This window comes from Aquabacterium sp. CECT 9606 (assembly GCF_918741295.1).
Lineage (GTDB): Bacteria > Pseudomonadota > Gammaproteobacteria > Burkholderiales > Burkholderiaceae_C > Aquabacterium.
The window spans coordinates 15,923-40,065 of the sequence record NZ_CAKKNB010000004.1 but is presented as its reverse complement, the minus strand read 5'-3'; the positions used below and the strand labels follow the sequence as shown (position 1 = coordinate 40,065).

The following is a 24,143-nucleotide window of genomic DNA, read 5'->3' as shown; positions in this document are numbered from 1 at the left end:
GTCAGGTTTTCATGAAAACATTGTTGTGCCCCACTGCGCCAATGAATAGAAGCTCCTTCATTGCGAACTCCTGAACCACGCGGGAAGGTCCGGGGTGGCCCGCAAAGGAGAACATCGGCGCCTTATAGTCCGAGTAGAGGCTTGAATCATCCATGACCAGCAATCCTCCTTGAGCTAGCTGCTCTTTGCAAATCTGGTAATCGGCCAACGCCACCTCGTAATCATGGCTCCCATCAATGTAGATTAAATCCCAACGATTGGATTTTATGTGATTAATGGCAATATCGTCCGTTGAAAATGCCTTGAGGAGAAAAGGCACTTTCAATCCAAAATGACGATGGTGACTCAACACATCGGCATGATAATCAATGTTACGCAAATAAACACTGACTTGGTCTCCGCTCGGAGTGAATGGCGCCACCCCATGGATGTCGGATTCAACACCCAACCTCTTGTTTATCAAAGACCACAAAGATATCACCTGCCCTCGGTAAACACCAATTTCCAGGCACTTCGTGGGCCGAAATTCATTCAGCAAGGTGAACCACATGGCATGAAATGCATCCTCACCGAAACCCCGTTGATCCTGCTTATAGTAAATCCTATGGGATTTTATTTCATCATCCAAAGAATGGAAAAAATAGTGATGCATGTACAGATGCATCTCATTCCTTGTTTTATATTCATCCCAGGCTTCGGTAAAGGAACAGGCTTTCATGTATTCAGCCTGGGACCGGGCATACCAAAACGCCTGGGCCGCAGACAAATGCTGAAAAAACTCCTTCTTGAGTGCCTTTAACATTATCAATGAGCCTTGAGTAGAAGAAGGTCAAACTGCCATCATGGCAACTGGCAATTCGGGATGGCCGCCAAGCTGTTCACTGAATTATTCTCTTGCATGACACGGCCCGTTTTCCACAGCCATTGGATGTAGTCGGCATGCTTACCCCAAATATATTTTCTGTTCCTGGCGTGGATACGACGGACCTCGCGCATGAATTTCTTGCTTCGGCGGGTCCCACCCCACGCCAGATCCGATTGAAACTTCAAAGGAAACATGCCATTGATGAAACCCGCTTTCATTGCCCTCAGACCATAGTCTGCATCGTCGTATCCATAAGGTGCCAAGGCTTCATCCAAAATACCAACCTTTTCGAGCACGCGCCATGGAATGATATTGGGGCCATTAATGGCACCCATTCTGGGGTAAAACTTCTCGTATTGTCCTGTGCTGTATGACTGGTTGTCATCCTCACTCATGATGTACCCGGTTTCCCGGATCATCGGATGAAGACTGCGCATGGACAGTCGTTTCAAGACCGGCGTCAATTCAATATTCGCGGCAAGTCTCAGGGAGATCACGCCCAGGCGATCACCCATGTTGCTATATAAATCAAGAATTTTTTGCTCGAAATCCCGATCTTTCAAGATGATGTCATCTTGCATGACGACGGAAAAACCATCCTTGATCATTTTCAATGCTGAATTGACGGACCGCAGCATGTGCACATCCGGCATATGGATCTTGATGACATGGCGACCAGTTCGATTCATGAATTCATCTACCACTCGCTCGGAGCCATCCGTGCAGCCATCAATCACTGTGTAGATTCTTGCCTCCCTTGAAGCACAGACATCGATGCCATTCAAGGTCATGGGCAAAACATCTTCCTTGTTGAAGATAGGAACAATGTAATTAAAAACGTTACTCATAACTCAACCGACATTTAAATGATTGGAAAACAGACCGTAAGCGACCCGGTTTACTTCTGGCAGCACTCCGGCGTCAATCATCAGATTCAAGGCAGAAGAGAAAGCTTCTTCTGGAGACCCAAGATCAATGGATAGCAATTCCCGGCTCCATTGGTCGCTGAATTTGTACAAATCAATTTCTTGCACAAAATCACGGTGCAGATTGTGAACGTTTCTTTTCTGGAAAACCACCGGACTGGCATATGCCAGCGTATGCCCTGATTTCCAAAGCGACGCCAAACTCATGTAACCACGCAAAATATCGGTCACCCGGTCCGTCTTCCCGATGGGCAGGAACATCAATGGGAATGTCTGGGGTGTCCAAAGCGTGGCTTGTGAATTAAATGGGCAATATGCATTCTCATCCAGGCGAAAAATCTGTTCGCGCGCGAAAAAAACTGGATCATGGTGCGTCATTCTGTATATGGCATCGACATCGGGATCTTCATCCGCCAAGAACTGTACAACCCCCCAAGGTAGGCCCGCCACGGCCTTGCGCTCTGAATGGTTATTTTTGATGTGTTCGAGCGGGAAGCCACGAGGCCAGCAGTCGGATGCGCCGAATTGGGCATAGACATTCACCCAACCATGGGCCGACGCCAAGACGGCCCCGGTTTTCTAATCCCACTTCAAAGCGGCATCAACGCTGCTCAAAGCATCAGCATAAGGAATATTATCATCATCGCTTTCGAAAATGGCTTCTGCGCCATGTTTGAATGCATACAAATACCCAATCATTTTACGCAGATAGGTGTTCTCCGGCAAAAAATTCGAAAACTCCGGAAACTGCTGCTTTTGATCATCCAGCGATAAATAAACCACTCCATCGCATGCCCAGTTTTCAGGAGACTTTCTATCACCCACGACCACGGTGGTCCAGCCCTCCCACTTCGAAAAATGCCGAACCGCCTCAGTAGGTTCATTGATGGAAGTGATGACAATGAATTTTTTATTGGACATGATATTTAAATTGATTTGGGCAGAAATCTATCAGAATAAGCAATGAATAGCGCAGGCACCACAAATATCAATGAGTAACCGATGACGGTTCCCCATATCGCTCCCGAAGCGTCCTGCCAGTGCGTGATCAAAATCACCTTCAAAACCATGGACACCAAGGACGCCGCGACATAGATGCCGGCTTGGCTGCGCAAATAGGTTGCATTATTCAGAAACACCGACAGCACGCCGCCAACACCTAGCAACATCGAAAACACAGCAAATCCGGCTATCAGCCTTTTGCTAGGCGCGAATTCAGCTCCCGCCCACCAGACGATGACTTGTTCACCCTGCATGAGCAGGAAGCAGGCAGCCATGAGGCCAAGCCCCACGGAAAGCAGCAAGGCCTTCGTCAATATCCCCCTGGCCCACGCATATTCTCTTCTGGACAAGGCCTCGCCAAAAATGGGCCAAAGCGGTGAGATGAACAATTGGGCGATGCCTAGAGTCATTGCCAGCCGCTGGGTTACCGAGAACGAGGACACATGGTCCGCTCCTAATATATGAGCAATGATGATGTTATCGGAGGCGTTGCCGATCACCGCCATGAATTGAAGCGTCAAAAAGAGGAGGCCAACCGCCCCCAATTGCCTTGCCCGGGCAAGATCCACCAAATGCCAACCGGGCTTGATCGCCTTTTTCTTCAGGAAAAAGTAAATGAGGAAATTGAGGGTCATGGCGATCATCGGGATCCCGGCCACCGCGATCACCAGAGACGGAACGCCCCCATCTGACTTCAGCACGAGCAGGAATCCCGAGATGGCTCCGATTTGCCCAACGAATTGCCAAATATTTGCAACCCAGCCATCTTGAAGCGCCACTTGGACTTTCTGCACCACAGACAAGGGCATCGACATCAGGAAGATTGACACGTAGATGGCAACGGAAGGCCCCGCCTCGGTCACGGAACGGGCTTCAACGACATTGATCAGCCGCCCCCAGTCGATGAAGGGGTAGGCACAGAAAAAGACCCCGAGGATGACCAGGGATATGGCCGTCATCATGGCTAATCCACTGGACACGAATTGCCGGATCCTGGGCCAGTCGTCGTGGCCTGACGCTTCGCTCACGGCGCTGATCAAACCATTGCTCACGCCAAGATCTGCAAAGCTGAGGAGCGTGATGATGGACATGATGGTCATCCACAAGCCGAATCGCTCCGCGCCCAACTGCTCCGTGCCAGAACTGACGGTCAGGAACACCAGCAGCAACGACGCACCCTTGGACAGCCCGGAAGTAATGGTCGCCCAAGCCAGCTTCCGGTACCGCTCGCTCACACGTCCGGCGGGCGTCGAGACGTCGTAAGGCGTCAGACGCACATGACGAACCAGCTGAAACAATCTTGAAAAGATTGATGGATGGATGTTCATCCAACCCGCTCCAAGTTTTTCAAGCCGCTCTTGATTTTTTTTCCGCCTGCGCTCGCCGCAGAGCACGCCGGACCAAGATCGCAGTCATGGCAAGCAACAGGCTGGCGAAAGCGGCGATCACCGCAGCAAACGCACGTTGCGGCTTGGACTTGTATTCGGGCACCAGCGCGACATCCACCACCTGGATCAGTGCGCCTTGTCGCGCCTCATCCGCTCGGGCCATTTCATATTGGCTGGCCATGAGTTCAAACAGCTTTTCGTAGTACTTGAAATCGCGGTACAGGCTGATGTAGCTGTTGCCCTCTACCCCATTGCCAAGGGGCGTACTTTTTCCCGCGTCGGTCAATTGGCGACGAAGGGCCGCCAGTTCTGCATACGCATGGATCATGTCAGGCGATTTATCCGTCGCGTAGGTCTTGAGGCTGGCGATGCGTATTTCCAAGGCGGATATCTGGGCACGCGTCTGGGCCATCAAGCCCGCCACCGCCTCGGGCTTGGTTTTAAGCAAGCTCTCTCCAACCCCTACGCCCCGCAAGGCGATTTCCGCCTTGGTAAGATTGCCGCTGGACTCCTTCATTAACTTCTCAAAATAGATCCGGCGCTGCGCGGCCTCGGTGAAGGCTAAATTCTTGGTCAAAGATTGCAATTGGGCCACATAGGCATTGGCGATGTCCGCGGCCCTTTCGGGGACATGGTCCTCCACCTCCACCCTGATGAAACCATCTTTGCCTGCGACGACCTTGGTGTTCCTTGCCAGCTGCTCTCGGGCTTCGAACTGATATTGGGTTTTGTAGATATCCCGCAAATGAAACTGCTGGATCAGCGCGTCCGCCACCGTCTGGCTGCGTAAAAGCCCCACCCACTGATCGGCAGGGTTCTTCAAGGCGGCCGCGAGTCCCCCGCCGCCAGCAACCGCGGCCAGCCCCCCGACAGAGGAAGACAAGAGGGCTGCGGCGCTATTTTGACCTTGCTGTGGTACCAGCAACTGGGTGGCCGCCGTGAAGCTGGGACGCACGAAGAACGTTGTGAAAACCAGGGTGATCGTCGCGGCACAGACGGGTACCAGCAACAGCCAGGTTCTATAGCCGCCGAGGATGTCAAGAATGTCCAGAATATTGATGTCACCGGACGATGAATCGGCAAGAAACTCCTTGCTAGACGGGCTTACCAAATTTGCTCTCCAGTGAAATTATTCGCGCAAAGTCTTTATGGCGGCGGCGCCGAGGCTGAACTGATAGATGATCTGCGTGATGTCCTTGGCATTGCGTGTGAAGGTACTCCAGCCACTTTCATGATCTGTCTTCTCAGGCAACACGATCAGGTCCCCCGCTAGCACCTTCGTGCTCGTGATCCGATTGAACCAATGATCAGCATCAGACAACACGCTGCCATCGGCCCGGATGATGAACAACTCATCCTTGTCGGCCCCACTGGTCAGCCCCGCCAAATCCAGATAGTTCTGAACCGTCCGCCCCGGCTGCCAGATCAACGACGACTCCGTGTTCACCGACCCCAGCACATGAACAAAGTCAGGCCGGGCAGGAACCACCAGTCGATCCTGGTTCTCCAACTTCAACGTGGGCAAAGCATCAACGCTGGATTGATCGTCGGCCAAACCCAGCATGATCCGCCCAGTTGGCTTCAAGTTGCGCAAACGATCCAAAGCCTGCTTTTGTGCCTGCGCCTCGGCTTCAACTCGTAACCGCGCCACGGCATCTCCGCTCACATTCGACAAGCTGGCGGCCGACGAACTGAGCTTGGTCTGGCTTTGCGCCTCCAACCGTCGCACCAGCCGCTCCAGGTTCTCCGCCTGCGTCCGGCGCACTTCTTCGCGATAGAAGCTCGATCCGAACAGGTAGGCATCTGGCGTCAAGCCACCCGCCATCGCCACCAGTTGAGGCAGGCTGTCACCCGGCTTCATCTGATAGATGCCAGGCCGCTGCACTTCGCCCTCAACCCTAACAAACACCTGCCGCTTGGCCTGGGGTACCCGCACATCGTTGACGGAAAACACCGTCACGACGTCGCCAGGTTGCAGGGCCAAATTCTCTGGGCTCGACGCGTCTTCCAACACTTTGCCAAGGTTGAAAGGCACCAGCTTGACGGACACATCGTTGCTGTCCACCCGTTCGATCACGGCGTAGTCCAGGTTCACCTCATCCACGAGGTTGCCAATGCGTTGGGCCAGCGTGTCAGCGGTATCACGCACCTCACGTTGGCCTGTGCTGTCAGAAGCAGCCTCTCGCCCTTCCCGAGCGAAAGAATTGTTGCTGTCCGACGACTCCTGTTGATCGCTGTTGTCCATGCGGCTGCGGCGCAGGGCAGTGCGGTCGATCCGTTTCTTCTCATCCTCGGTCAGCAGCACCTCGTTTTGCCGTTTCACAGACGCACGCGACATCAAAAATGCCTTGTTGGGGATCAGATCCCGAATCTTCATGCCCTGGTGCCAAGGCACACGCACGGGCTGGTCCACATTGCCGCGCAAGGTGATGGCATTGCCAAATTCGGCCGTGAGCGATTGGACGGTCAGCAAGTCGCCGCTCTTAAGATTTCGTTTCAGGCCCTCACCATCCAGCGCGAAGCTTTCAACGCTGCGCGATGGTTTGCGCGACGGATCAACGCGCTCCAGGTAGGCCCGCTTGGGGTCGGCCACCACGGGCAAGCCACCGGCCAAGGCCAGCACGCTGTCAATGCTGTCGTTCTTGCCAGCCAGTTCATACACACCGGGTGTGTTGACCTTGCCCGTCAGGGCCACGTAGCCGCGCGCGGCGGGGATCACGATCGTGTCGCCATCCTGCAGCTTGATGTCCGCGCTTTTGTCGCCTTTGGACAAGAAGGCGTAAAGGTCCAGCTCGGCCACCACGCGGTCAGCACGCTTGACCTGCACGTGGCGCAAGCTGCCATTGGCGCCGGGGCCGCCGCTGGCGAACAGGGCTGAGACCAAGGTGGAGGTGCTGGCCAGCGTGTAAGCGCCAGGCTTGCGGGCTTGCCCGACCACATACACGGTCACGCCGCGCAGTTGGCCCAGGGTCACGCTGAGCTGAAAATCGCGGTAGTAGCGGCCCACGGCGGCATGGATCACGCCTTCGGCCTGCGACGATTTCACGCCGCCCAGCGAGACTGCACCCACACGCGGAATGTGAATGAGGCCATTGCGGTCAACCACCGCCTTGACGTCGACATCGACCGCGCCCCAGCCTCTGATCAGGACTTCGTCGCCAGGGCCTAATGTGTAGTCGGGCGAAACGGGGGTGTTGGCCAGGGGCTGATAACTGCTGCCAGCTTGCGAGAAAAAGGTGGCCCCGTACAAGGGCAAGGACTGGCCGGTGCTTTCCAGCACGAACTTTTGGAAATCGTTGGGCGGCAGTGGGCGCAGGTTCTGATCGCCGTTGAATATCTGGGTGTTGGCGCCATAGCGCCCTTGGCCCCCAGGCGCCTGCATACCCTGGCCCGGGTAGCCATTCAGGTTGTCAGAAGGCACTTGCCGGATCTGGGGGCTGCCCGCGGTGCTGTCCATCCGGCCCACGCCACCACTGCCCTGTCGGCCCGCACCGCCCATGGACGAGCCGAAACCGGCCTGGTTTGATGGGGCGCTGTAAGGATCGTCATTCCCTTGGTTTGAAGTTACCCCGCTGGTACCAAAACCACCCAGCCCCTGCCCGTGCGCCAAAGGCGCCAACAGCACCGAAAACGAAGTCAATAAAGCAATGATCTGGCGGAACGGATGCGACCTGCGTTGAGTCATGAGCCCACTTCTTCCATGTGAAATCGTCAAAGGATTGTAGGGGGGCTTTCTCCCTCACTCGGGGGGTCGCTTTGCCAAGTCATGGTCATCAAACAACCATAGTTAAAAACGATTAATTTTATTTAATCGATTGTCTTTCAATATTCAACGCGAACACCTACAGTCACTTCATCGGCTCCAGAAAGCCCCATCCGCACAAGAAAGGACCACCCCATGGCCAGCCCCTTCCACGATCCCAACTCGGTCACCATCCACAACCTGGAGGCCGCTTTTGCCGGCGAATCGATGGCGCACATCAAATACCGCTACTTCGCCAAGCTGTGCCGCGAGATGGGCGATGAGGAAACCGCCAAGCATTTCGAAGAAACCGCCAACCAGGAGGTGATGCACGCCTTCGGCCACCTGGATTTGCTGTTCCCCAAGGCCAACATGAGCCCAGCCAAGGCCTTGCAGTTCGCCATCGAGGGCGAGACCTACGAGTACACCACCATGTACCCCGGCTTCCGCAACGCCGCGGTGGCCGAAGGGCACGATGCGGCTGTGAAAGAGATCGACGAGCAGATCGCCGAGTCGAAGGAGCACGCAGCGCAGTTCAAGGCCGTGCTGGAGAAAGCCGCCAAGCGTTTCGCCGCCCTCACCAAGGTGGAAGAACGCCACGCCAACGCCTACCAAGCTGTGCTGGACAGGATTTCGGCCTGAAAATCCTGCCTTTTGGCACCCAGACCGCCTTTTTGACGTTCGCCCGCCCCGGCTGGGCGTGCGCCATGCCCCAGAATCCATCCCCTGTTTTTGAAAGTTTGAGAAATGAAGACCTTCCAATGCGTCGTTTGCGGTTTTGTGTATGACGAAGCCGCTGGTATCCCCAGCGAAGGCATCGCCGCCGGCACCCTGTGGGCCGACGTGCCTGACACCTGGACCTGCCCCGATTGCGGCGTCGGCAAGTCCGACTTCGAGATGATCGAGATCTGAAAGAGAAATCACCCCATGTCGTCTGATTCGGTCGTCATCATTGGTTCTGGCCTGGCGGGCTACAACGTGGCCCGCGAGTTGCGCAAGCTGGACGCGCAAGTGCCCATCGTGGTGGTCAGCCGCGACCACGCGGGCTTTTATTCCAAGCCCATGCTGTCCAACGCGCTGGCCGGCAAGAAGACCGCCGCCACGCTGGTGATGAAGGCCGCTGACAAGATTGGCGCCGAGATCAACGCGCGTGTGGTGCCGCACAGCACGGTGGAGCGGCTGGACACCCAGGCCCGCACCATCCTGCTGGGCAACGGTGAAGTGCTGCCCTACCGCGACCTGGTCCTGGCCATGGGCGCTGATCCCATCCGCTTGCCGCTGAAAGGCAATGCCGCCGACAGCGTGTTGTCGGTGAACGACCTGGACGATTTCGCCAAGTTCGCCGAAGCGCTGGACCACCCCGATGGCGTCAAGCACGTGACCATCCTGGGCGCCGGCCTGATCGGTTGCGAGTTCGCCAACGACCTTCTGCACCGGGGCATCGAGCCCACGGTGCTGGATTTGGCCGACCGCGCCTTGGGCCGCTTGCTGCCCGAAGCCGCGAGCCTGAATTTGCAAACCAAGCTGCAGGCTGCGGGCGCGCGCTTCCGTTTTGGCGTGGCCGTGCAGTCGGTCGACCTGGCCAGCGATGGCCCGGGCCTGCAAGTCACCTTGACCGATGGCTCGACCTTCAAGACCGACCTGGTGCTGTCGGCCATTGGCCTGAAGCCCCGCACGGCTTTGGCGGCCAGCGCTGGCCTGCAGATCAACCGCGGCATCGTGACAGACCGCCACCTGGCCACCAGCGCCGAGCACGTCTACGCCGTGGGCGATTGCGCAGAAGTGGACGGCCACACCCTGCCTTATGTGCTGCCGCTGATGCAGCAGGCCCGCGCCTTGGCGGCAGGCCTGGCAGGGCAGAAAACGCCTGTGGCCTACCCCGCCATGCCAGTGATCGTGAAAACACCGGCGTGCCCCACCGTGGTGTGCCCGCCCCCGCTGGACGCGGCCGGCGAATGGACCGTGACGACCACGGACGATGCTTTGGACGCCCGCTTCACGGCGCCAGGTCAGCCGGACCAACTGCTGGGTTTCGCCCTGCAAGGCAAGGCCGTGAGCCAGCGCCAGGCTTTGGCCGCCTTGATCCCGCCTTTGTGGATCTGAAATTCACTGGGTTTGTACGCGAACCCGGATTGCGTTAACCTTGAGCCCCTTTTGACGCAGCGCCTCCATGAGATGCGGCTGCAACTGCCGCAACTTGGCCGAAACAGCCGAGTTGGCGGCCAGCAAAGTCCAGCCCTCATCGTCCAGGGGCCCTGGGCGCACATGGGCAGCCAGCCCGGCTGGCAGGACCGCACGCACAGCTTCCAGGCATTGCTTGGAGGCCTCCAGCCGCTGCAACAAGCCCACCAACGGTGTGGCACGCGACAAGGCCGCCGTCAGCCCGGGCACATCGGGCACGCTGGGCTTGAAGTTGAAGGTGGTCTTGCGGCTCATGGGCGGCTCATGAAAATCAGGTCGGCGAAAGGTTCGTTTGCATGCAAATTCTGATCACCACCAGTCCCCTGGCTCGCACCCGGGTTTTGCAGTTCACCCCGTGGTCACTGGGTTTGGCCGTGCTGGCCTTGCTGGTGCCGCTGATGCTGGCGTCTTTGGGCTTTTACCACGCCATTGTGCTCAAAGCGGCGCACGAGCATTGGCCCATCATCTCTGAAGCGGTGCGTTACGTGGAGCGCAAGGAGCTGGCCCAGCGCGACCGCTTCATGCGCGAGAACCTGGACGCGATGGCCGAGCGCGTGGGCGAAATGCAGGCGCGCCTGTTGCGCCTGGAAGCCGTCAATGAGCGCGTGGCCGGCCTGGCGGGCATCAAACCCGAAGAGCTGAAACACATTGAAGGGCTGCCCTCTGGTGCCAGTGGTGGTCCGCTGGTGCCCTTGCGCCAGCCGCCCACGCCATCCAGCACAACACTGGAAACGCTGAACAGCCAGATGGCGCAGATGGGCACCTTGAGCGACCGCAATGCCGACGTCCTCACCTTGATCGAATCGCGCCTCTTTGAAAAGCGGCTGGAGGCCTTGATGGTGCCCAGCAGCGCACCGATCGACGGCCCGGTGGGCTCGGGCTTTGGTTTCCGCCGCGACCCCTTCACGCGCGCGCCCGCCCTGCACACGGGTCTGGATTTCCCGGCCGACGTGGGCACGGTGATCAACGCGGCCGCCGGTGGCGTGGTGTTGTCGGCCGGCCCGCATCCCCAATATGGCTTGCTGGTGGAGCTGGACCATGGCAATGGCTTGGTAACGCGATACGCGCACACCTCCAAGATGCTGGTGCACCAGGGCGACCTGGTCAAACGCGGCCAGCCCATCGCCGAAGTGGGCACGACGGGCCGGTCAACGGGTCCCCACCTGCATTTCGAGGTGTTGGTGGAGGGCGTGCAGCAAAACCCGGCCAAGTTCCTGGCCGGGCAAGGCAAGGCACCAGTCAAAACTGCGTCCGCACTCCCACGATGAAGTTGCGGCCCGGCAAAGGGGCCACGTCCTTGAGCACCGAGGTCGACAGCCGAATGTCTTCGTTCAGCAGGTTTTTGGCCAGCAGGAACCAGGTCACCTCGTTGTTGCCCACGCGTTGCACATAAGCCAGGTTGGCATCCAGCTGCGTGTAAGACGGCGTAGGTGTCTCAGACGCGGCCAGGCGGTCTTGCGACTGGGCGTGGATCACCGATGCACCCGTGCGCCATGGCCCTTGCCTGTAGCCGATGTCAGCCCCGAAACGGGTGGCCGGTTGCAAAGGCAAGCTGCCGCCATCCTTCAGCGAACCGCTTGAGGTGTCGGCAAAACCGCGCCAAGACAAGCCTGAGCCGCGCTGGTTGTAGCTCACCTCGGCCTCGGCACCGCGGATCACGGCGTCAGCCTGGCCGAACACGCGTTCTCGCAGGTTGCCACCGGGCAGGCCGTCTTCGTCCACCGTGTTGCCAGTGATCTGGCCGTAGATGAAATCCTTGACGTGGTTTTCAAAGAGATTGGCCTTCCAGCGGACCAGCCCATGCGTCTTTTGCAGTGACAGCTCGAAGTTGTGCGAGGTCTCTTTTTTGAACGAGGCGTTGCCGATGTCAAAGGTGCCGGTGGCATCGTGCGGGCCATTCGAGTAAAGCTCTTCGGTCGCAGGGGCTCGCTCGGCCACCGAGGCGGTGAGGCCCAGGCCGTAGCCCGGCGTGAAGGGCCACAAGCCGCCCACCGAATACGAGGTGAGGCCGAACGAACGATCTTCGCCCGTCACGGGCCGACGCTTGACGTTTTCGTACCGCAAGCCGGCATTCATGCGCACCGGGCCCAGGTCGCGCTCTTCCACCAGGAAGCCCGCGGCCGAGGTGGACTTGGTGACGGGCACGGTATCGGGGGCGCCGCCATCAGCACTGAGGGCCGAGAACTGGTTCTCTTCGGTTTGCACACCAAAGGTGCCATGCCATCCGGCCACGGGCGCATGGGTCAGCTCCCAGCGGGACTCCAGCCCCCGGTTCGCAAAGTAGGTTTCGGGCACGCTCGCCAAGTCCAGCTCGGCATGCTTGTAATCTGTGTAGCCCAGCTTGAACTTGAAGGTCTCGAAAGACGCGAACGGGTTCTTGACCAGCGTGTCCAGGTCGTAGCGCGTTTGCTTTTGGTCGATCTGCGCACCTTCCTGCGTGGGGATGCCGTAGCGGCTCTCCACTTGCCCCACTGACGCACCCACGTGCCCCCAATCCTGGATGTAGGAGGCACCCACACCCAGGCTGTGCTGTCGCGCATAGGACCAAGGCAGGCGCTGGTCGTCAGGGATGTTGTAGTCGCTGGCGCCGCGCGCGCTGCCATCCACATGCAGGCCGATGGCGCCTGTGGAACCGGTGGCCGAGACCGAGGCCGTGCCGCTTTTGTCGACCGTGCCGTAACGCAATTCGGCTTCGCCGGTGGGCTCGGGTTCCAGCACCGTGGGGATGCGGTCGTTCACCACATTGACCAGGCCGCCGATGGCGCCCGAGCCGTACAGCAGCGCCGCCGGGCCGCGCAGGATCTCGATCTGGCGCGCGGTGGGGCCATCGATCGTTACGCCATGGTCATTGGACAAACCGGACACATCCGACACGTCCATGCCGTTTTGCAGGATCTTGACGCGAGAGCCCTCCAGGCCGCGGATGATGGGCCGCGAGGCGCCCGCGCCAAAAGCCGAGGCCGACACGCCCAACTCGTGAGAGAGCGTGTCGCCCAACGAGGCGCCCATCTTTCGGTTGAGTTCATCGCCAGACAAGACCTTGGCGGGCGCGAGGATCTGGGCGCCTTCGCTGGCGCCAAAAGGGGTGGCCGTGACCGTCACGGTGGGCAAGGCGGCTTGCTGGGGTTCGGCCGTTTGGGCAAAGGAGATCGAAGCCAGGGCGGACAAAACCGCGCTGGCCAACAAAGTGCGTTGGAGCTGCATGAAGAAATTCCTGAACAGACAAGTCATCGACCGAGGCGGGCACGGTCGGGCTGTGAGACGAGAGAGACTTCAGGCAGCCGGCGGGGCGCGCGGCTGGAAATGGCCAGAGAACAGGCCGTGCCATGACGCGAAATCAGTGGCGGATGGCCGTGCATGGCGCGTGGGGGCTGGCGTGAACCCCACCAGGGCGGTGGGCAGCAAATCGGCCAGGTAAGCGCCATCGAACACCACGCAAGAGTGCGACAGCGAAGATTGGTTGGCCGGAGAACCGTCAGATTGACCATGGGCTTGCAGATCGACTTGGCCACTGGCGTGGTCGATCCGGTGCAGCATCCCCACCCATTGCGCCAACAGCAGCGCTACCGCCAGCAGGAGCGCCTGGGCGGTGCTTCTGGACGAGGCGGCAAAGCCGTTGAAGCGGGGTGGATTCATCGCGGACCATTGTAGGGGTCAACCCTTGACAGAATCTTGACATGCCCCAGGTGCTACACTTTTTGGCTCTGGTTCTCTCTCATACACCGCTCCATGTTGCCCAAGCTTCTCACTTCGATTTTCGGTAGCCGCAATGAACGACTGCTCAAGCAGTACCGGCGCGTGGTCGAGAAAATCAACGCCCTGGAGCCCACGTTTGAGCCGCTGACTGATGAGCAGTTGCGGGCCAAGACGGAGGAGTTCAAACAGCGCGTGGCCAAGGGTGAGACGCTGGACGACCTGCTGCCCGAAGCCTTTGCCGTGGTCCGCGAAGGCTCCAAGCGCGTCTTCAAAATGCGCCACTTTGATGTGCAGATGCTGGGCGGCATGGCCTTGCACAACGGCAAGATCGCCGAAATGCGCACCGGTGAAGGCAAGACGCTGACCGCCACCCTGCCCGTCTACCTCAATGCGCTGACCGGCAAAGGCGTGCACTTGGTCACCGTCAACGACTACTTGGCACGCCGCGATGCCGAGTGGATGGGCAAGCTCTACAACTTCCTGGGGCTGAGCGTGGGCATCAACCTGCCCCAGATGAGCCGCGAAGAGAAGCAGGCCGCCTACGGTTCCGACATCACCTACGGCACCAACAACGAATACGGCTTCGACTACCTGCGCGACAACATGGTCTACGAGCTGGCCGACCGCGTGCAGCGTGGCCTGAACTACGCCATCGTGGACGAAGTCGATTCCATCCTGATCGACGAGGCCCGCACACCACTGATCATCAGCGGCCAGGCCGAAGACCACACCGCGATGTACATCAGCATCAACGCGGTGGTGCCCCATCTGAAGCGCCAGATCGGTGAAGCCGACCCGCGCACCGGCGAAGGCGTGATCGAAGCCGGTGACTTCACCGCCGACGAAAAATCGCGCCAGGTGTACCTGACCGAAGAAGGCCACGAGAACGCCGAGCGCCTGCTGGGCGAAGCCGGCCTGCTGGCCGAAGGTGCCAGCCTGTACGACGCCGCCAACATCACCCTGATGCACCACCTGTACGCCGCCCTGCGTGCGCACCACCTGTTCCACAAGGACCAGCATTACGTGGTGCAGCAAGGTGAGGTCGTGATCGTGGACGAGTTCACCGGGCGCCTGATGTCGGGCCGTCGCTGGTCGGATGGTCTGCACCAGGCGGTTGAAGCCAAGGAAGGCGTGGACATCCAGGCCGAGAACCAGACCCTGGCCTCGATCACCTTCCAGAACTACTTCCGCATGTACGGCAAGCTGTCGGGCATGACCGGCACGGCCGACACCGAAGCCTACGAATTCCAGGAAATCTACGGCCTGGAAACCATCGTGATCCCGCCCAACCGGGTCATGCTGCGCAAGGACCAGCTGGACCTGGTCTACAAGACCTCGGCGGAAAAGTACAAGGCCATCGCCGACGACATCAAAGAATGTTACGAGCGTGGGCAGCCCACCTTGGTCGGCACCACCAGCATCGAGAACTCCGAGCTGCTGGCCGACATGCTGAACAAGATGAAGCTGCCGCACCAGGTGCTCAACGCCAAGCAGCATGCGCGTGAGGCCGAGATCGTGGCCCAGGCAGGCCGCCCCGGCATGATCACCATCGCCACCAACATGGCGGGCCGCGGCACCGACATCGTGCTGGGCGGCAACGTTGAAAAGCTGGTGCAGAACATCGAGCAGGACGAGTCCCTCGACGAGGCCACCAAGCAGCAACGCATCGCGGCCTTGAAGGCCGAACAGATCGAGCTGAACCAGAAGGTCAAGGACCTGGGCGGCTTGCGCATCATCGCCACCGAGCGCCACGAATCACGCCGCATCGACAATCAGTTGCGTGGCCGTGCCGGCCGCCAGGGCGACCCGGGCTCCACCCGCTTCTACCTGTCGCTGGACGACCAGTTGATGCGCATCTTCGCGGGCGACCGCGTGCGCGCCATCATGGACCGCCTGAAGATGCCCGAGGGCGAGGCGATCGAAGCCGGCATCGTGAGCCGCAGCATTGAAAGCGCGCAGCGCAAGGTTGAAGGCCACAACTTCGACATGCGCAAACAACTGCTGGAATACGACGACGTGTCGAATGACCAGCGCAAGGTGATCTACCAGCAGCGCAACGAGATTCTCGAATCCACTGAAGTGGCCGAGTCGATCAGCAGCCTGCGCAAGGGCGCCCTGACCGATGTGGTGCGCACCTTCGTGCCGGCTGAAAGCCTGGAAGAGCAATGGGATCTGACGGGCCTGGAAAAAGTCTTGAAAGACGAATGGCAGATCGAGATTGAACTGAAGAAGTGGGTTGAAGCCGCCAGCGCCGCCGATGACGACGATGTGCTGCAGCAAGTGCTCAAGGCGGGTGACGAGGCCTACACCACCAAGGTCGCCCAGGTCGGCAAGGAGCAGTTTGGTACGTTCGAGCGCATGGTGCTGCTGCAGGCCATCGACAGCCACTGGCGTGAACACCTGTCGGCGCTGGACTACCTGCGCCAAGGCATCCACCTGCGTGGCTACGCCCAGAAAAACCCCAAGCAAGAGTACAAACGCGAAGCTTTCGAGCTGTTCGGCCAGTTGCTGGACGTGATCAAGATGAACGTGACGCGCCAGTTGATGACCGTGCGCATCCAGAGCCAGGAAGAAGCAGCCTTGGCGGCGCAAGCCATCGAGAGCCGTGGCGAGTCCATCTCTAACGTCACCTACACCCATCCCAACGAGGACGGCAGCGTGGCCACCGAAACCGAAGAGGGCCGCAACCTGGCCGACGCCGTGCCACGCGTGGGCCGCAACGACCCCTGCCCTTGCGGCAGCGGCCTGAAGTACAAGGCCTGCCACGGCAAGCTCGCGTAAACCCGCACACCTGAGCACTCGGCGCTTGCCGAACCCAAGGGCCCTTCGGGGCCCTTTTTCATGGCCGCTTGCTCCGTTCGCGCCGCGCCACTGCCGTTCGCGCCACCGCGGTGGTGGTTCATCACAAGGCGCTGGAACAAGCGCTGGCCCGTCCCTATATTGCCCTGGCAAAAGCACACCACAAACGGCGCCTCGATGCGCCGCCAGGAGACAAGATGACGACGACAACCACTGGCTCGATGGCCATGCCACGGCGGCTGCTCGGCCGGACCGCCCCTGAATGGCTGTTCAGCCTGCCCACCATCACACTCTTGCTGCTGATCCTGCTCATCGGCACCGGCGAGATGATCCATGGCCAGTTGCTGAAATTTGGCGAGGTCTTCTTCCACGATGAGCGGGGCCACGTTCAGTACTTCATGATGCGGGCCGACCCGGTTCGTCCCACCTGCAATCCGCAGCCAAACGTCGATGCCGAGGTCGCGCGCCTGCAGACTGAACGATCGCGCAAAAGCACGGCCGACGACGACATCGATGGCCTCTTCACCGAGCAGTTGATGGACCCAACCTTGCTGCGCCAGTCGGTCGAGTCCACGGTGGCGCAGTGCCAGGCCCGGCACGCGCTGTACGAGCAAGTGGTCAAGCACATCACGCCCGCCGTGGTGGCCTACCGCACGGTGGAAACCAGCTTCTTTGGCCTCTTCCACTTTGGCAGCGAGAACCGCCCGCTGCTCCTGCTGTTGCTGCTCACGGTCACGTCCATCGCGACCACGCTGGGCTTTCACCACATCTGTTTGCGCCCACCCAAGTTCGAGCGCGATTTCCGCATGCAGGCCATCACGATGACGATGGCGTCGGCCCTGCTTTTCGTGTCGGCCATCCGCTACCACCAGGTCTCGGTTGACGCGGGCGTGCCGCTGGAAGCGCCCGTCCTGTATTACCTGTGGATGCTGCTGTTCGGCGTGCTGCTGGTGATCAGCGCCTACCGCGTTGTCAGGCCCGTCACCGAAGGCACCAAAGGCTTGGGCACCTGGGGTGAATCCTTGCAGTCCATTCCCTTGTTCGCCAGCATGGGGCTCATCGCTGGCGTTTACTTCTTGCTGCACGACCACCCCTCAGGCCTGGCCATCTACGTCAGCAAGTTGATGGACATCCCCAACCTGCCCTTGCAGCTGGCGCTGTACATCTGGGCCGGCATGCTGCTAAAGCAAAGCCGTCTGGTCGATCTGTTCATGAACATCCTGCGGCCCTGGAAGTTCTCGCCAGAGCTGCTGACCTACCTGATCCTGCTGGCGGCCGCACTGCCCACCGCCTACTCCGGCGCCTCGGGCGTGTTCGTGATCGCGGCGGGCGCCATCATTTACCACGAGGTGCGCGCCGTGGGCGGCAGCAGCCAGTACGCGCTGGCGGCCACGGCCATGTCGGGCTCGCTGGGCGTGGTGCTGCGGCCCAGCCTGCTGGTGGTGGGCATCACCATGCTCAACAAGGAGGTGACGTCGGACCAGCTCTTCCACTGGGGCGGCTACGTGTTCGTGTTGACCTCGACGATGTTCTTCATCGCCTCGCAGATGCGGCGCACGCAGCGCGTGAACATCACCCCCGCCCGCATTGCCGTGCCCGAAATGTTGCGCCAGATGGTGCCCTTGCTGCCGCACGTGGCCGCGATGGTTGCCGTGATTGGCTTCTACAGCCTCGCGCTGGAGACGCCCCTGAATGAAATCTCGGCCCCCACCATCATCCCTGTGATGATGATTGTGGTGCTGACCCTGGACAAGATCCTGGCCTCGCGAAGCCAGAGCAAGCCCACGTCCGATCAACCCAGCTACGCGGCGCATCGTCAGGCAGGGGTCGAATCCTCCATCCGCGTGGCCACCACCGAGACCGTCTCGCACATCGGCGCGTACATCGGCCTGATGATGCTGTCGCAGACCGTGGGCGGCGTGGTGGAACGGTCCGAGATCATCGACCTGGCGCCGCATCACTTCGCCAACGTCTGGGCCGCCATGGCCTTCCTGATGATCGCCAAGGTCGTGCTGGGCATGTTCATGGAACCCATTGGTGCCATCTTCCTGGTGTCGGGCACGCTGGCCCCCATCGCTTACCGCAATGGCATTGATCCGGTGCACTTCTGGATGATGGTGCTGGTGGCCTTCGAGCTGGGCTACCTGCTGCCGCCCGTGGCGCTCAACCAGTTGCTGACACGGCAGGTCGTGGGCGAAGACCAGATCGACGCGTCAGACCACGAGGTCGAGAACGCCGGCTTCCTGCAACGCTACGAGCGCTGGCTGCTGCCCATCGCGGTCATGTCCGTCAGCCTGGCGATCGTGGGCTTCGGACCGCTGATCGTGCAGCAGGTGGAGTGGCTGCGGTTTTTGAGGTAGAACGCACTCCATGTCCGACAGCGAATACCCCAGCGATCTGATCGTCCACGGCTCCATCCCTCGGACCGGGCGCTTCAACCTGCTGTGGAGCGTGTCCATCGCGCTGGTGATGTGGGCCATGGAATGGGCGCTGGGCCGCGACTCGCCCCACCGCTACGGCTTCTTCATCAACATGACCTACGCCTTGTGCCTGGGCTATTGGTGCTGGACCTTGCTGGGCATCGTGTGGCTGAGCGAGGCCCGCCGCCGCTGGAAGCAACTGCCTGACGCCCGCCAGCGCTTTGACCGCAGCGGCGTGTATGGCCTGGTGGGTTGGCCCGCGATCGTGCTGTGCGTTCTCTTTGGCATCCCGGTGGCCTGCGTGATGGGCGTGGCCATGGCCCAGGCCGCGCTGCACCTGCCGTGGCCATGGTCGGTGCCCGATCGGCGCCCACCCATCGGCGTGTCGATGGTGCTGTGCTACAGCTCAGCTTTGGTCACCTTCACGGTGGACTACCTGCGCGTGCGCCTGGCCGCCAGCGAGGTGCGCGCCGCGGCCGCCCAACGCCAGACCGTCGAGGCTCAGCTGCAATTGCTGCAAGCCCAGCTCGAGCCGCACATGTTATTCAACACCCTGGCCAACCTGCACGCACTCATCGCCAGCGACCCCTCGCGTGCACAAGACATGCTGGCCCACCTGATCGCCTTTTTGCGCTCCACCCTGAGCGCCACCCGCATCGCGGCCCACCCGTTGTCGGAGGAATTCAGGCGCGTGGCCGACTACCTGGCCCTGATGCAGATCCGCATGGGGCCCTGGCTGCAGATCGCGCTGGATTTGCCCGATGACCTGGCCAGCCTGCCCGTGCCCCCCATGCTGCTGCAGCCCCTGGTGGAAAACGCCATCCAGCATGGCCTGGAACCCAGCCGACAAGGTGGGCAGCTGACCGTGCGCGCACAGCACGACGGCGAGCACCTGATCCTCAGCGTGGATGACACCGGCCGGGGCCTGCAAGCCGCCCAACTCGTGCGGCGCAGCACCGACGGCTTCGGCCTGAGTTGCGTGCGTGACCGCCTGCAATCGCTCTACGGTGGCACCGCCAGCCTCAGCCTCACCGCCAAGCCCGCTGGCGCCGGCACGCACGTGTCACTGCGCCTGCCCGTGTCCTTGCCCAAGCCTGAGCTCATCGAAGAAACCCCCGCCCTGCCATGAACGCCACCGCCCTGATCGCCGAAGACGAACCCGTGCTGGCCCAGGCCCTGGCCAGCATGCTGACCCGCTTGTGGCCCGAGCTGACCCTGCTGCCCCCCGCGCAAGACGGTGGTGAAGCCCTGCAGCGCGCCGTGGCCGAACAGCCCGACATTCTCTTTCTGGACATCCACATGCCCGACCGCGACGGCCTGGATGCCGCCGAAGCCATCGTCGAGGCCTGGCCGGCGGAGCAGCCCCTGCCGCTGATCGTGTTCGTCACCGCCTATGACCAGTACGCGCTGGCGGCCTTCGAACGCGCGGCGGTCGACTACGTGCTCAAACCCGTGCAGACCACCCGCATGGCCGCCACGTGCCAGCGCCTGAAAGACCAGCTCAAGCTGCGCGCCCATGCCACGGACGACGGCGCCCTGGCCGGCACCCTGGAAGCCTTGCGCAGCGCCAGCCTGGAACGCCAGGCCGACGCCGCCCCAACCACGCCCCTGACCGTGATCCAGGCGGCCATGGGCTCGGGCTTGCTCATGATTCCGATCGAAGACGTGCAATATTTCGAAGCCGCCGACAAATATGTGCGCGTGATCACCTCAAGCACCAGCCCGGCCGGCGCTGAAGTGCTGATCCGCACGCCCCTGCGCGAACTGGTTCCCCGCCTGAACCCGCTGCATTTCTGGCAAGTGCACCGCAGCGCCGTCGTCAACCTCAAGGCCATCGAGCGCGTCAGCCGCACCAACGGCCGCATGCGCGTGCACCTGCGCGGCCGGGCCGAAACTCTGGAAGTCAGCCGGATGTACGCCTACCAGTTCAAGGCCATGTGAAAATCACAGCCTTCGCTGGAGCCCACTCACATGCCCGTCAACCTGTCCGCCCCCAATCACCAAGACCTGCACCCCGTTCCCGGCGTCAAGCTGGGCATCACCATGGCGGGCGTCCGCAAGGCCAACCGGCGTGATCTGACGGTCATCACCCTGGAGCCGGGCAGTGCCGTGGCTGGCGTGTTCACCAAAAACCGCTTCTGCGCCGCCCCCGTGCAGCTGTGCCAGAAGCACCTGGCCGCCAACAGCGACATCCGTGCCCTGTTGATCAACACCGGCAACGCCAACGCCGGCACCGGCGAAGACGGCCTGGTGCGCGCCCACGCCACCTGCGTGGCCCTGGCCCGCCACCTGAACATCGCCCCGGAACAGGTCTTGCCGTTTTCCACCGGCGTGATCATGGAAACCTTGCCCACCGACCGCATCCAGGCCGGCCTGCCCGCCGCATTGGCAGATTTGAAGGCCGACCAATGGGGCGTCGCCGCCGAAGGCATCATGACCACCGACACCCTGCCCAAGGCCGCCTCGCGCCAGATCAGCATTGGTGGCGCCACGGTCAGCATCACCGGCATCAGCAAGGGCGCCGGCATGATCCGCCCCAACATGGCGACGATGCTGGGCTTTCTGGCCACCGACGCCAAGATCGCCCCCGGCCTGCTGCAAGCCCTGGTGACCGAAGCGGCCGACGCGTCCTTCAACCGCATCACCATCGATGGCGACACCTCGACCAACGACTCTTTCGTGCTGATGGCCACCAACCAGGCTGCGCACCCCGAGATCACCAGCCTGGACAGCCCCGAGGGCCTGGCCTTGCGCGCCGCCGTGATCGCCGTGTCGCAGCAGCTGGCCCAGGCCATCGTGCGCGACGGCGAAGGCGCCACCAAGTTCATCACCATCACGGTGGAAGGCGGCCGCACGGAAGACGAATGCAAGCTGGCCGCCTACGCCATTGCCCACTCACCCTTGGTCAAAACCGCCTTCTTTGCCAGCGACCCCAACCTGGGCCGCATCCTGGCCGCCGTGGGCTACGCCGGCATTGGCGATCTGGACCAGACCCTGATCGAGCTGCACCTGGATGACGTGCACGTGGTGACCAAAGGCGGACGCCACCCCGCCTACCGCGAAGAAGACGGCCAGCGCGTGATGAAGCAAAGCGAGATCACCGTGCGCGTGGGCCTGGCCCGAGGTGCGGCGCAAGCCACCGTGTGGACCTGCGATCTGTCACACGACTACGTGACGATCAACGCCGATTACCGCAGCTGAGCCATAGTCCCAAGACCCAAGCGGGTTTTGGGGATTGAGCCTACAATGGGAAACCTTTCAAGGGGCCGACCAGGTTTCGACGTGGATGCGGATCCGAAGTAGGGCATGTCGAGCTCCAGTTTGCTCGTAAATCTGGCTGGAAACAAAGTAACTGCAAACGATCAAACGTTCGCACTCGCCGCTTAACACCGGTGAGCCTCACAACAGTTGGCCGATGGGCTGGGTCTGAGTCGTAAGACAAGGACTGTGAGGTCATACACATTGGCTGGTTCTCTGCCGGGTCACTCGGTAGAGAACGAGATTAAGTGACTGGCGGATTCTGTAGCGTGCCGCTGCGCGACAGAGTCCGTGAGATCCAAATCAGACGGCTACACATGTAGAACTGCTCGGTGATGGTTTGCGGACGGGGGTTCAATTCCCCCCGGCTCCACCAATAAAGCGTCCGGCAACGTCCGGAAGCATCCAGAAAGCCCTAAGAAATCAAACACTTAGGGCTTTTTTTCGTCCGTAGCAATCCGGACATGTCCGGCTGAATCCGGGCTTTCTTGTGGGTAAGGTTCGTGGGTAACGGGGCACTGTGCCAACCTGTTACCCGCACTACACTTACCCATGCCTGCGAAGAACGTCCTCAACAAGCTGAACGACATCGCCATCAAGAAGGCGGCGCCTCAAGACAAGCCCTACAACCTGTCGGACGGCGGCGGGCTCGGGTTGGAGGTGCAGCCCAGCGGGTCGAAGTGGTGGCGGCTGCGCTACCGTTTCGACGGCAAGGAGAAGATGCTGTCCCTGGGCGTGTACCCGGACATTGGCCTCAAAGACGCCCGGGAGCGCCGCGACAAGGCCCGCCAGGACATTGCCAAGGGCATCGACCCCAGCAGCAAGCGCAAGGCTGAAAAGAGCACCAAGGCGGAACTGGCCACCAACTCTTTCGAAGCCGTGGCCCGTGAATGGCACATCACCATCCACATCCCCAAAGTGACCGAGGCCCATGCCGCTCGCACCCTGGTTCGGCTGGAGCATGACGTTTTCCCCTGGCTGGGCGCCCTCCCCGTCGCCACCATCACCCCGCCCAAGCTGCTGGAGGCCATGCGGCGCATCGAGGCCCGTGGCGCCATCGAGACCGCACACCGCGCCCTCCAAGCCTGCGGCCAAGTATTCCGCTACGCCATTGCCACTGGCCGGGCCGAGCGCAACCCAGCAGCCGACATCCAGGGCGCCCTGCAGCCGGTCATCGTCAAGCACATGCCGGCCATCACCGACCCCAAGCGGGTGGGCGAGCTGCTGCGCTCCATCGAGGCCTATGAAGGGATGCCGGTGACACGGGCCGCCCTCCAGCTGGCGCCGCTGGTATTCGTGCGCCCTGGCGAGCTGCGCAAAGCCGAATGGGCGGAGTTCGACCTGGACGGCGCTGTGTGGCGCATCCCAAGCGACCGGATGAAGCGCAGCAAGGCGCAAAAGGCCATGGGCACGCCCCACCTGGTGCCCCTGTCCCGCCAGGCGGTTGAGATCCTGCGCGAGCTGCAGCCCCTCACCGGCCATGGTCGCTACGTGTTCCCCAGCCTGCGAACCGGTGAGCGCCCCATGAGCGACAACGCCGTGCTGTCCGCCCTGCGCCGCATGGGCTACCCCAAAGAGGAAATGACCGGCCACGGCTTTCGGGCCATGGCGCGCACCATGCTGGCCGAGCGCCTGGGCATTGATGAGGCCGTGATCGAGGCCCAGCTTGCCCACAGCGTGAAGGACAGCCTAGGCCGCGCCTACAACCGTACCGAGTTCGTGGAGCAGCGCCGAAGCATGTTGCAGACCTGGGCGGACCACTTGGATGGGCTGCGCAAGGGTGCCGACGTGGTGCCGATCAAGGCGGGCATGAAGAATTGAAATGGTAATACTTAATTCGCTTGCGTTCGTTTTAATTCAGTAATA

General features: G+C 60.8%; 20 protein-coding genes and 1 other RNA gene. 11 read left to right on the top strand and 10 right to left on the bottom strand.

The window, feature by feature from the left end; translation table 11 throughout:
• Position 1: 1 nt before the first annotated feature.
• The 7 genes from LQ232_RS17445 to LQ232_RS17415 are packed head-to-tail and all read right to left on the bottom strand — an operon-like array spanning position 2 to position 7,866.
• Positions 2–802 carry a class I SAM-dependent methyltransferase gene (locus LQ232_RS17445; RefSeq protein ID WP_230181671.1) on the bottom strand — a complete coding sequence of 267 codons (801 nt, stop codon included), beginning with the start codon at positions 800–802 and terminating at the stop codon, positions 2–4.
• A 38-nt stretch (positions 803–840) separates the two neighbouring features.
• A complete protein-coding gene (locus LQ232_RS17440; RefSeq protein WP_256450084.1) occupies positions 841–1,713 on the bottom strand; it encodes a glycosyltransferase in 873 nt (290 codons plus the stop codon).
• Between the two features lie 3 nt (positions 1,714–1,716).
• Positions 1,717–2,334 (bottom strand): hypothetical protein, encoded by a 618-nt coding sequence (locus tag LQ232_RS17435; RefSeq protein ID WP_230181669.1) that lies wholly within the window; start codon positions 2,332–2,334, stop codon positions 1,717–1,719.
• Between the two features lie 36 nt (positions 2,335–2,370).
• Positions 2,371–2,712, bottom strand: a complete 342-nt coding sequence (locus LQ232_RS17430) for a hypothetical protein (RefSeq protein WP_230181668.1) — start codon at positions 2,710–2,712, stop codon at positions 2,371–2,373.
• Positions 2,713–2,717: 5 nt separating this feature from the next.
• Positions 2,718–4,121, bottom strand: a complete 1,404-nt coding sequence (locus tag LQ232_RS17425; RefSeq protein ID WP_230181667.1) for an oligosaccharide flippase family protein — start codon at positions 4,119–4,121, stop codon at positions 2,718–2,720.
• A gap of 19 nt (positions 4,122–4,140) precedes the next feature.
• Positions 4,141–5,292, bottom strand: a complete 1,152-nt coding sequence (locus tag LQ232_RS17420; protein WP_230181666.1) for a GNVR domain-containing protein — start codon at positions 5,290–5,292, stop codon at positions 4,141–4,143.
• An 18-nt stretch (positions 5,293–5,310) separates the two neighbouring features.
• Positions 5,311–7,866: an SLBB domain-containing protein gene (locus LQ232_RS17415; protein WP_230181665.1), complete on the bottom strand. Its 2,556-nt coding sequence runs from the start codon at positions 7,864–7,866 to the stop codon at positions 5,311–5,313.
• A 213-nt stretch (positions 7,867–8,079) separates the two neighbouring features.
• Between LQ232_RS17415 and LQ232_RS17410 the strand changes: the two genes are divergently transcribed.
• From LQ232_RS17410 to LQ232_RS17400, 3 genes are all read left to right on the top strand, one after another.
• Positions 8,080–8,565: a rubrerythrin family protein gene (locus LQ232_RS17410; RefSeq protein ID WP_230181664.1), complete on the top strand. Its 486-nt coding sequence runs from the start codon at positions 8,080–8,082 to the stop codon at positions 8,563–8,565.
• Positions 8,566–8,670: 105 nt separating this feature from the next.
• A complete protein-coding gene (locus tag LQ232_RS17405) occupies positions 8,671–8,835 on the top strand; it encodes a rubredoxin (protein ID WP_230181663.1) in 165 nt (54 codons plus the stop codon).
• Between the two features lie 15 nt (positions 8,836–8,850).
• Entirely contained in the window at positions 8,851–10,026 is a 1,176-nt protein-coding gene (locus LQ232_RS17400) for an NAD(P)/FAD-dependent oxidoreductase (protein ID WP_230181662.1), read from the top strand.
• 3 nt (positions 10,027–10,029) lie between these two features.
• On the opposite strand, the gene LQ232_RS17395 is transcribed toward LQ232_RS17400, so the two are convergent.
• Complete coding sequence (locus LQ232_RS17395; protein ID WP_230181661.1) at positions 10,030–10,359, bottom strand: DciA family protein; 330 nt, start codon at positions 10,357–10,359, stop codon at positions 10,030–10,032.
• A gap of 41 nt (positions 10,360–10,400) precedes the next feature.
• Here LQ232_RS17395 and LQ232_RS17390 point away from each other — a divergent pair, with 41 nt between their 5' ends.
• The gene (locus LQ232_RS17390; RefSeq protein ID WP_230181660.1) at positions 10,401–11,372 is read left to right on the top strand and encodes a M23 family metallopeptidase; all 972 of its coding nucleotides are present in this window, start codon (positions 10,401–10,403) and stop codon (positions 11,370–11,372) included.
• Here the strand turns inward: LQ232_RS17390 and LQ232_RS17385 are convergent.
• Together LQ232_RS17385 and LQ232_RS17380 are read right to left on the bottom strand one after the other, a co-directional pair.
• Positions 11,344–13,308, bottom strand: coding sequence for a TonB-dependent receptor (locus LQ232_RS17385; protein WP_230181659.1), 1,965 nt, complete (start codon positions 13,306–13,308; stop codon positions 11,344–11,346). The two genes, LQ232_RS17390 and LQ232_RS17385, sit on opposite strands and share 29 nt — an antisense overlap.
• 69 nt (positions 13,309–13,377) lie before the next feature.
• Positions 13,378–13,740, bottom strand: a complete 363-nt coding sequence (locus LQ232_RS17380) for a hypothetical protein (RefSeq protein ID WP_230181658.1) — start codon at positions 13,738–13,740, stop codon at positions 13,378–13,380.
• A gap of 93 nt (positions 13,741–13,833) precedes the next feature.
• Here LQ232_RS17380 and secA point away from each other — a divergent pair, with 93 nt between their 5' ends.
• From secA to LQ232_RS17340, 7 genes are all read left to right on the top strand, one after another.
• Positions 13,834–16,581 carry a preprotein translocase subunit SecA gene (secA, locus tag LQ232_RS17375; protein ID WP_305878720.1) on the top strand — a complete coding sequence of 916 codons (2,748 nt, stop codon included), beginning with the start codon at positions 13,834–13,836 and terminating at the stop codon, positions 16,579–16,581.
• Positions 16,582–16,796: 215 nt separating this feature from the next.
• Positions 16,797–18,959, top strand: a complete 2,163-nt coding sequence (locus LQ232_RS17365) for a TRAP transporter large permease subunit (protein ID WP_230181657.1) — start codon at positions 16,797–16,799, stop codon at positions 18,957–18,959.
• A gap of 10 nt (positions 18,960–18,969) precedes the next feature.
• On the top strand, positions 18,970–20,148 hold the full coding sequence (locus tag LQ232_RS17360) for a sensor histidine kinase (RefSeq protein ID WP_230181656.1): 1,179 nt from the start codon (positions 18,970–18,972) through the stop codon (positions 20,146–20,148).
• Complete coding sequence (locus LQ232_RS17355; protein ID WP_230181655.1) at positions 20,145–20,960, top strand: LytTR family DNA-binding domain-containing protein; 816 nt, start codon at positions 20,145–20,147, stop codon at positions 20,958–20,960. The genes LQ232_RS17360 and LQ232_RS17355 overlap by 4 nt, the downstream gene beginning before the upstream one ends.
• A 30-nt stretch (positions 20,961–20,990) precedes the next feature.
• The gene (gene argJ, locus LQ232_RS17350) at positions 20,991–22,220 is read left to right on the top strand and encodes a bifunctional glutamate N-acetyltransferase/amino-acid acetyltransferase ArgJ (protein ID WP_230181654.1); all 1,230 of its coding nucleotides are present in this window, start codon (positions 20,991–20,993) and stop codon (positions 22,218–22,220) included.
• A 61-nt stretch (positions 22,221–22,281) separates the two neighbouring features.
• Positions 22,282–22,653, top strand: a transfer-messenger RNA (tmRNA) gene (gene ssrA, locus LQ232_RS17345).
• A gap of 176 nt (positions 22,654–22,829) precedes the next feature.
• Positions 22,830–24,098, top strand: coding sequence for an integrase arm-type DNA-binding domain-containing protein (locus tag LQ232_RS17340; protein ID WP_230181653.1), 1,269 nt, complete (start codon positions 22,830–22,832; stop codon positions 24,096–24,098).
• The last annotated feature ends 45 nt before the right edge of the window (positions 24,099–24,143 follow it).

Excerpts from the sequence above, each read along its gene's own strand:
- LQ232_RS17430 (WP_230181668.1), bottom strand. The coding sequence starts at position 2,712 with ATGTCCAATAAAAAATTCATTGTCATCACTTCCATCAATGAACCTACT.
- LQ232_RS17405 (WP_230181663.1), top strand. The coding sequence starts at position 8,671 with ATGAAGACCTTCCAATGCGTCGTTTGCGGTTTTGTGTATGACGAAGCC.
- argJ (WP_230181654.1), top strand. The coding sequence starts at position 20,991 with ATGCCCGTCAACCTGTCCGCCCCCAATCACCAAGACCTGCACCCCGTT.
- secA (WP_305878720.1), top strand. The coding sequence starts at position 13,834 with ATGTTGCCCAAGCTTCTCACTTCGATTTTCGGTAGCCGCAATGAACGA.
- LQ232_RS17360 (WP_230181656.1), top strand. The coding sequence starts at position 18,970 with ATGTCCGACAGCGAATACCCCAGCGATCTGATCGTCCACGGCTCCATC.
- LQ232_RS17390 (WP_230181660.1), top strand. The coding sequence starts at position 10,401 with ATGCAAATTCTGATCACCACCAGTCCCCTGGCTCGCACCCGGGTTTTG.
- LQ232_RS17440 (WP_256450084.1), bottom strand. The coding sequence starts at position 1,713 with ATGAGTAACGTTTTTAATTACATTGTTCCTATCTTCAACAAGGAAGAT.
- LQ232_RS17340 (WP_230181653.1), top strand. The coding sequence starts at position 22,830 with ATGCCTGCGAAGAACGTCCTCAACAAGCTGAACGACATCGCCATCAAG.
- LQ232_RS17445 (WP_230181671.1), bottom strand. The coding sequence starts at position 802 with ATGTTAAAGGCACTCAAGAAGGAGTTTTTTCAGCATTTGTCTGCGGCC.
- LQ232_RS17410 (WP_230181664.1), top strand. The coding sequence starts at position 8,080 with ATGGCCAGCCCCTTCCACGATCCCAACTCGGTCACCATCCACAACCTG.
- LQ232_RS17365 (WP_230181657.1), top strand. The coding sequence starts at position 16,797 with ATGACGACGACAACCACTGGCTCGATGGCCATGCCACGGCGGCTGCTC.
- LQ232_RS17400 (WP_230181662.1), top strand. The coding sequence starts at position 8,851 with ATGTCGTCTGATTCGGTCGTCATCATTGGTTCTGGCCTGGCGGGCTAC.
- LQ232_RS17355 (WP_230181655.1), top strand. The coding sequence starts at position 20,145 with ATGAACGCCACCGCCCTGATCGCCGAAGACGAACCCGTGCTGGCCCAG.
- LQ232_RS17395 (WP_230181661.1), bottom strand. The coding sequence starts at position 10,359 with ATGAGCCGCAAGACCACCTTCAACTTCAAGCCCAGCGTGCCCGATGTG.
- LQ232_RS17385 (WP_230181659.1), bottom strand. The coding sequence starts at position 13,308 with ATGCAGCTCCAACGCACTTTGTTGGCCAGCGCGGTTTTGTCCGCCCTG.
- LQ232_RS17415 (WP_230181665.1), bottom strand. The coding sequence starts at position 7,866 with ATGACTCAACGCAGGTCGCATCCGTTCCGCCAGATCATTGCTTTATTG.
- LQ232_RS17425 (WP_230181667.1), bottom strand. The coding sequence starts at position 4,121 with ATGAACATCCATCCATCAATCTTTTCAAGATTGTTTCAGCTGGTTCGT.
- LQ232_RS17380 (WP_230181658.1), bottom strand. The coding sequence starts at position 13,740 with ATGAATCCACCCCGCTTCAACGGCTTTGCCGCCTCGTCCAGAAGCACC.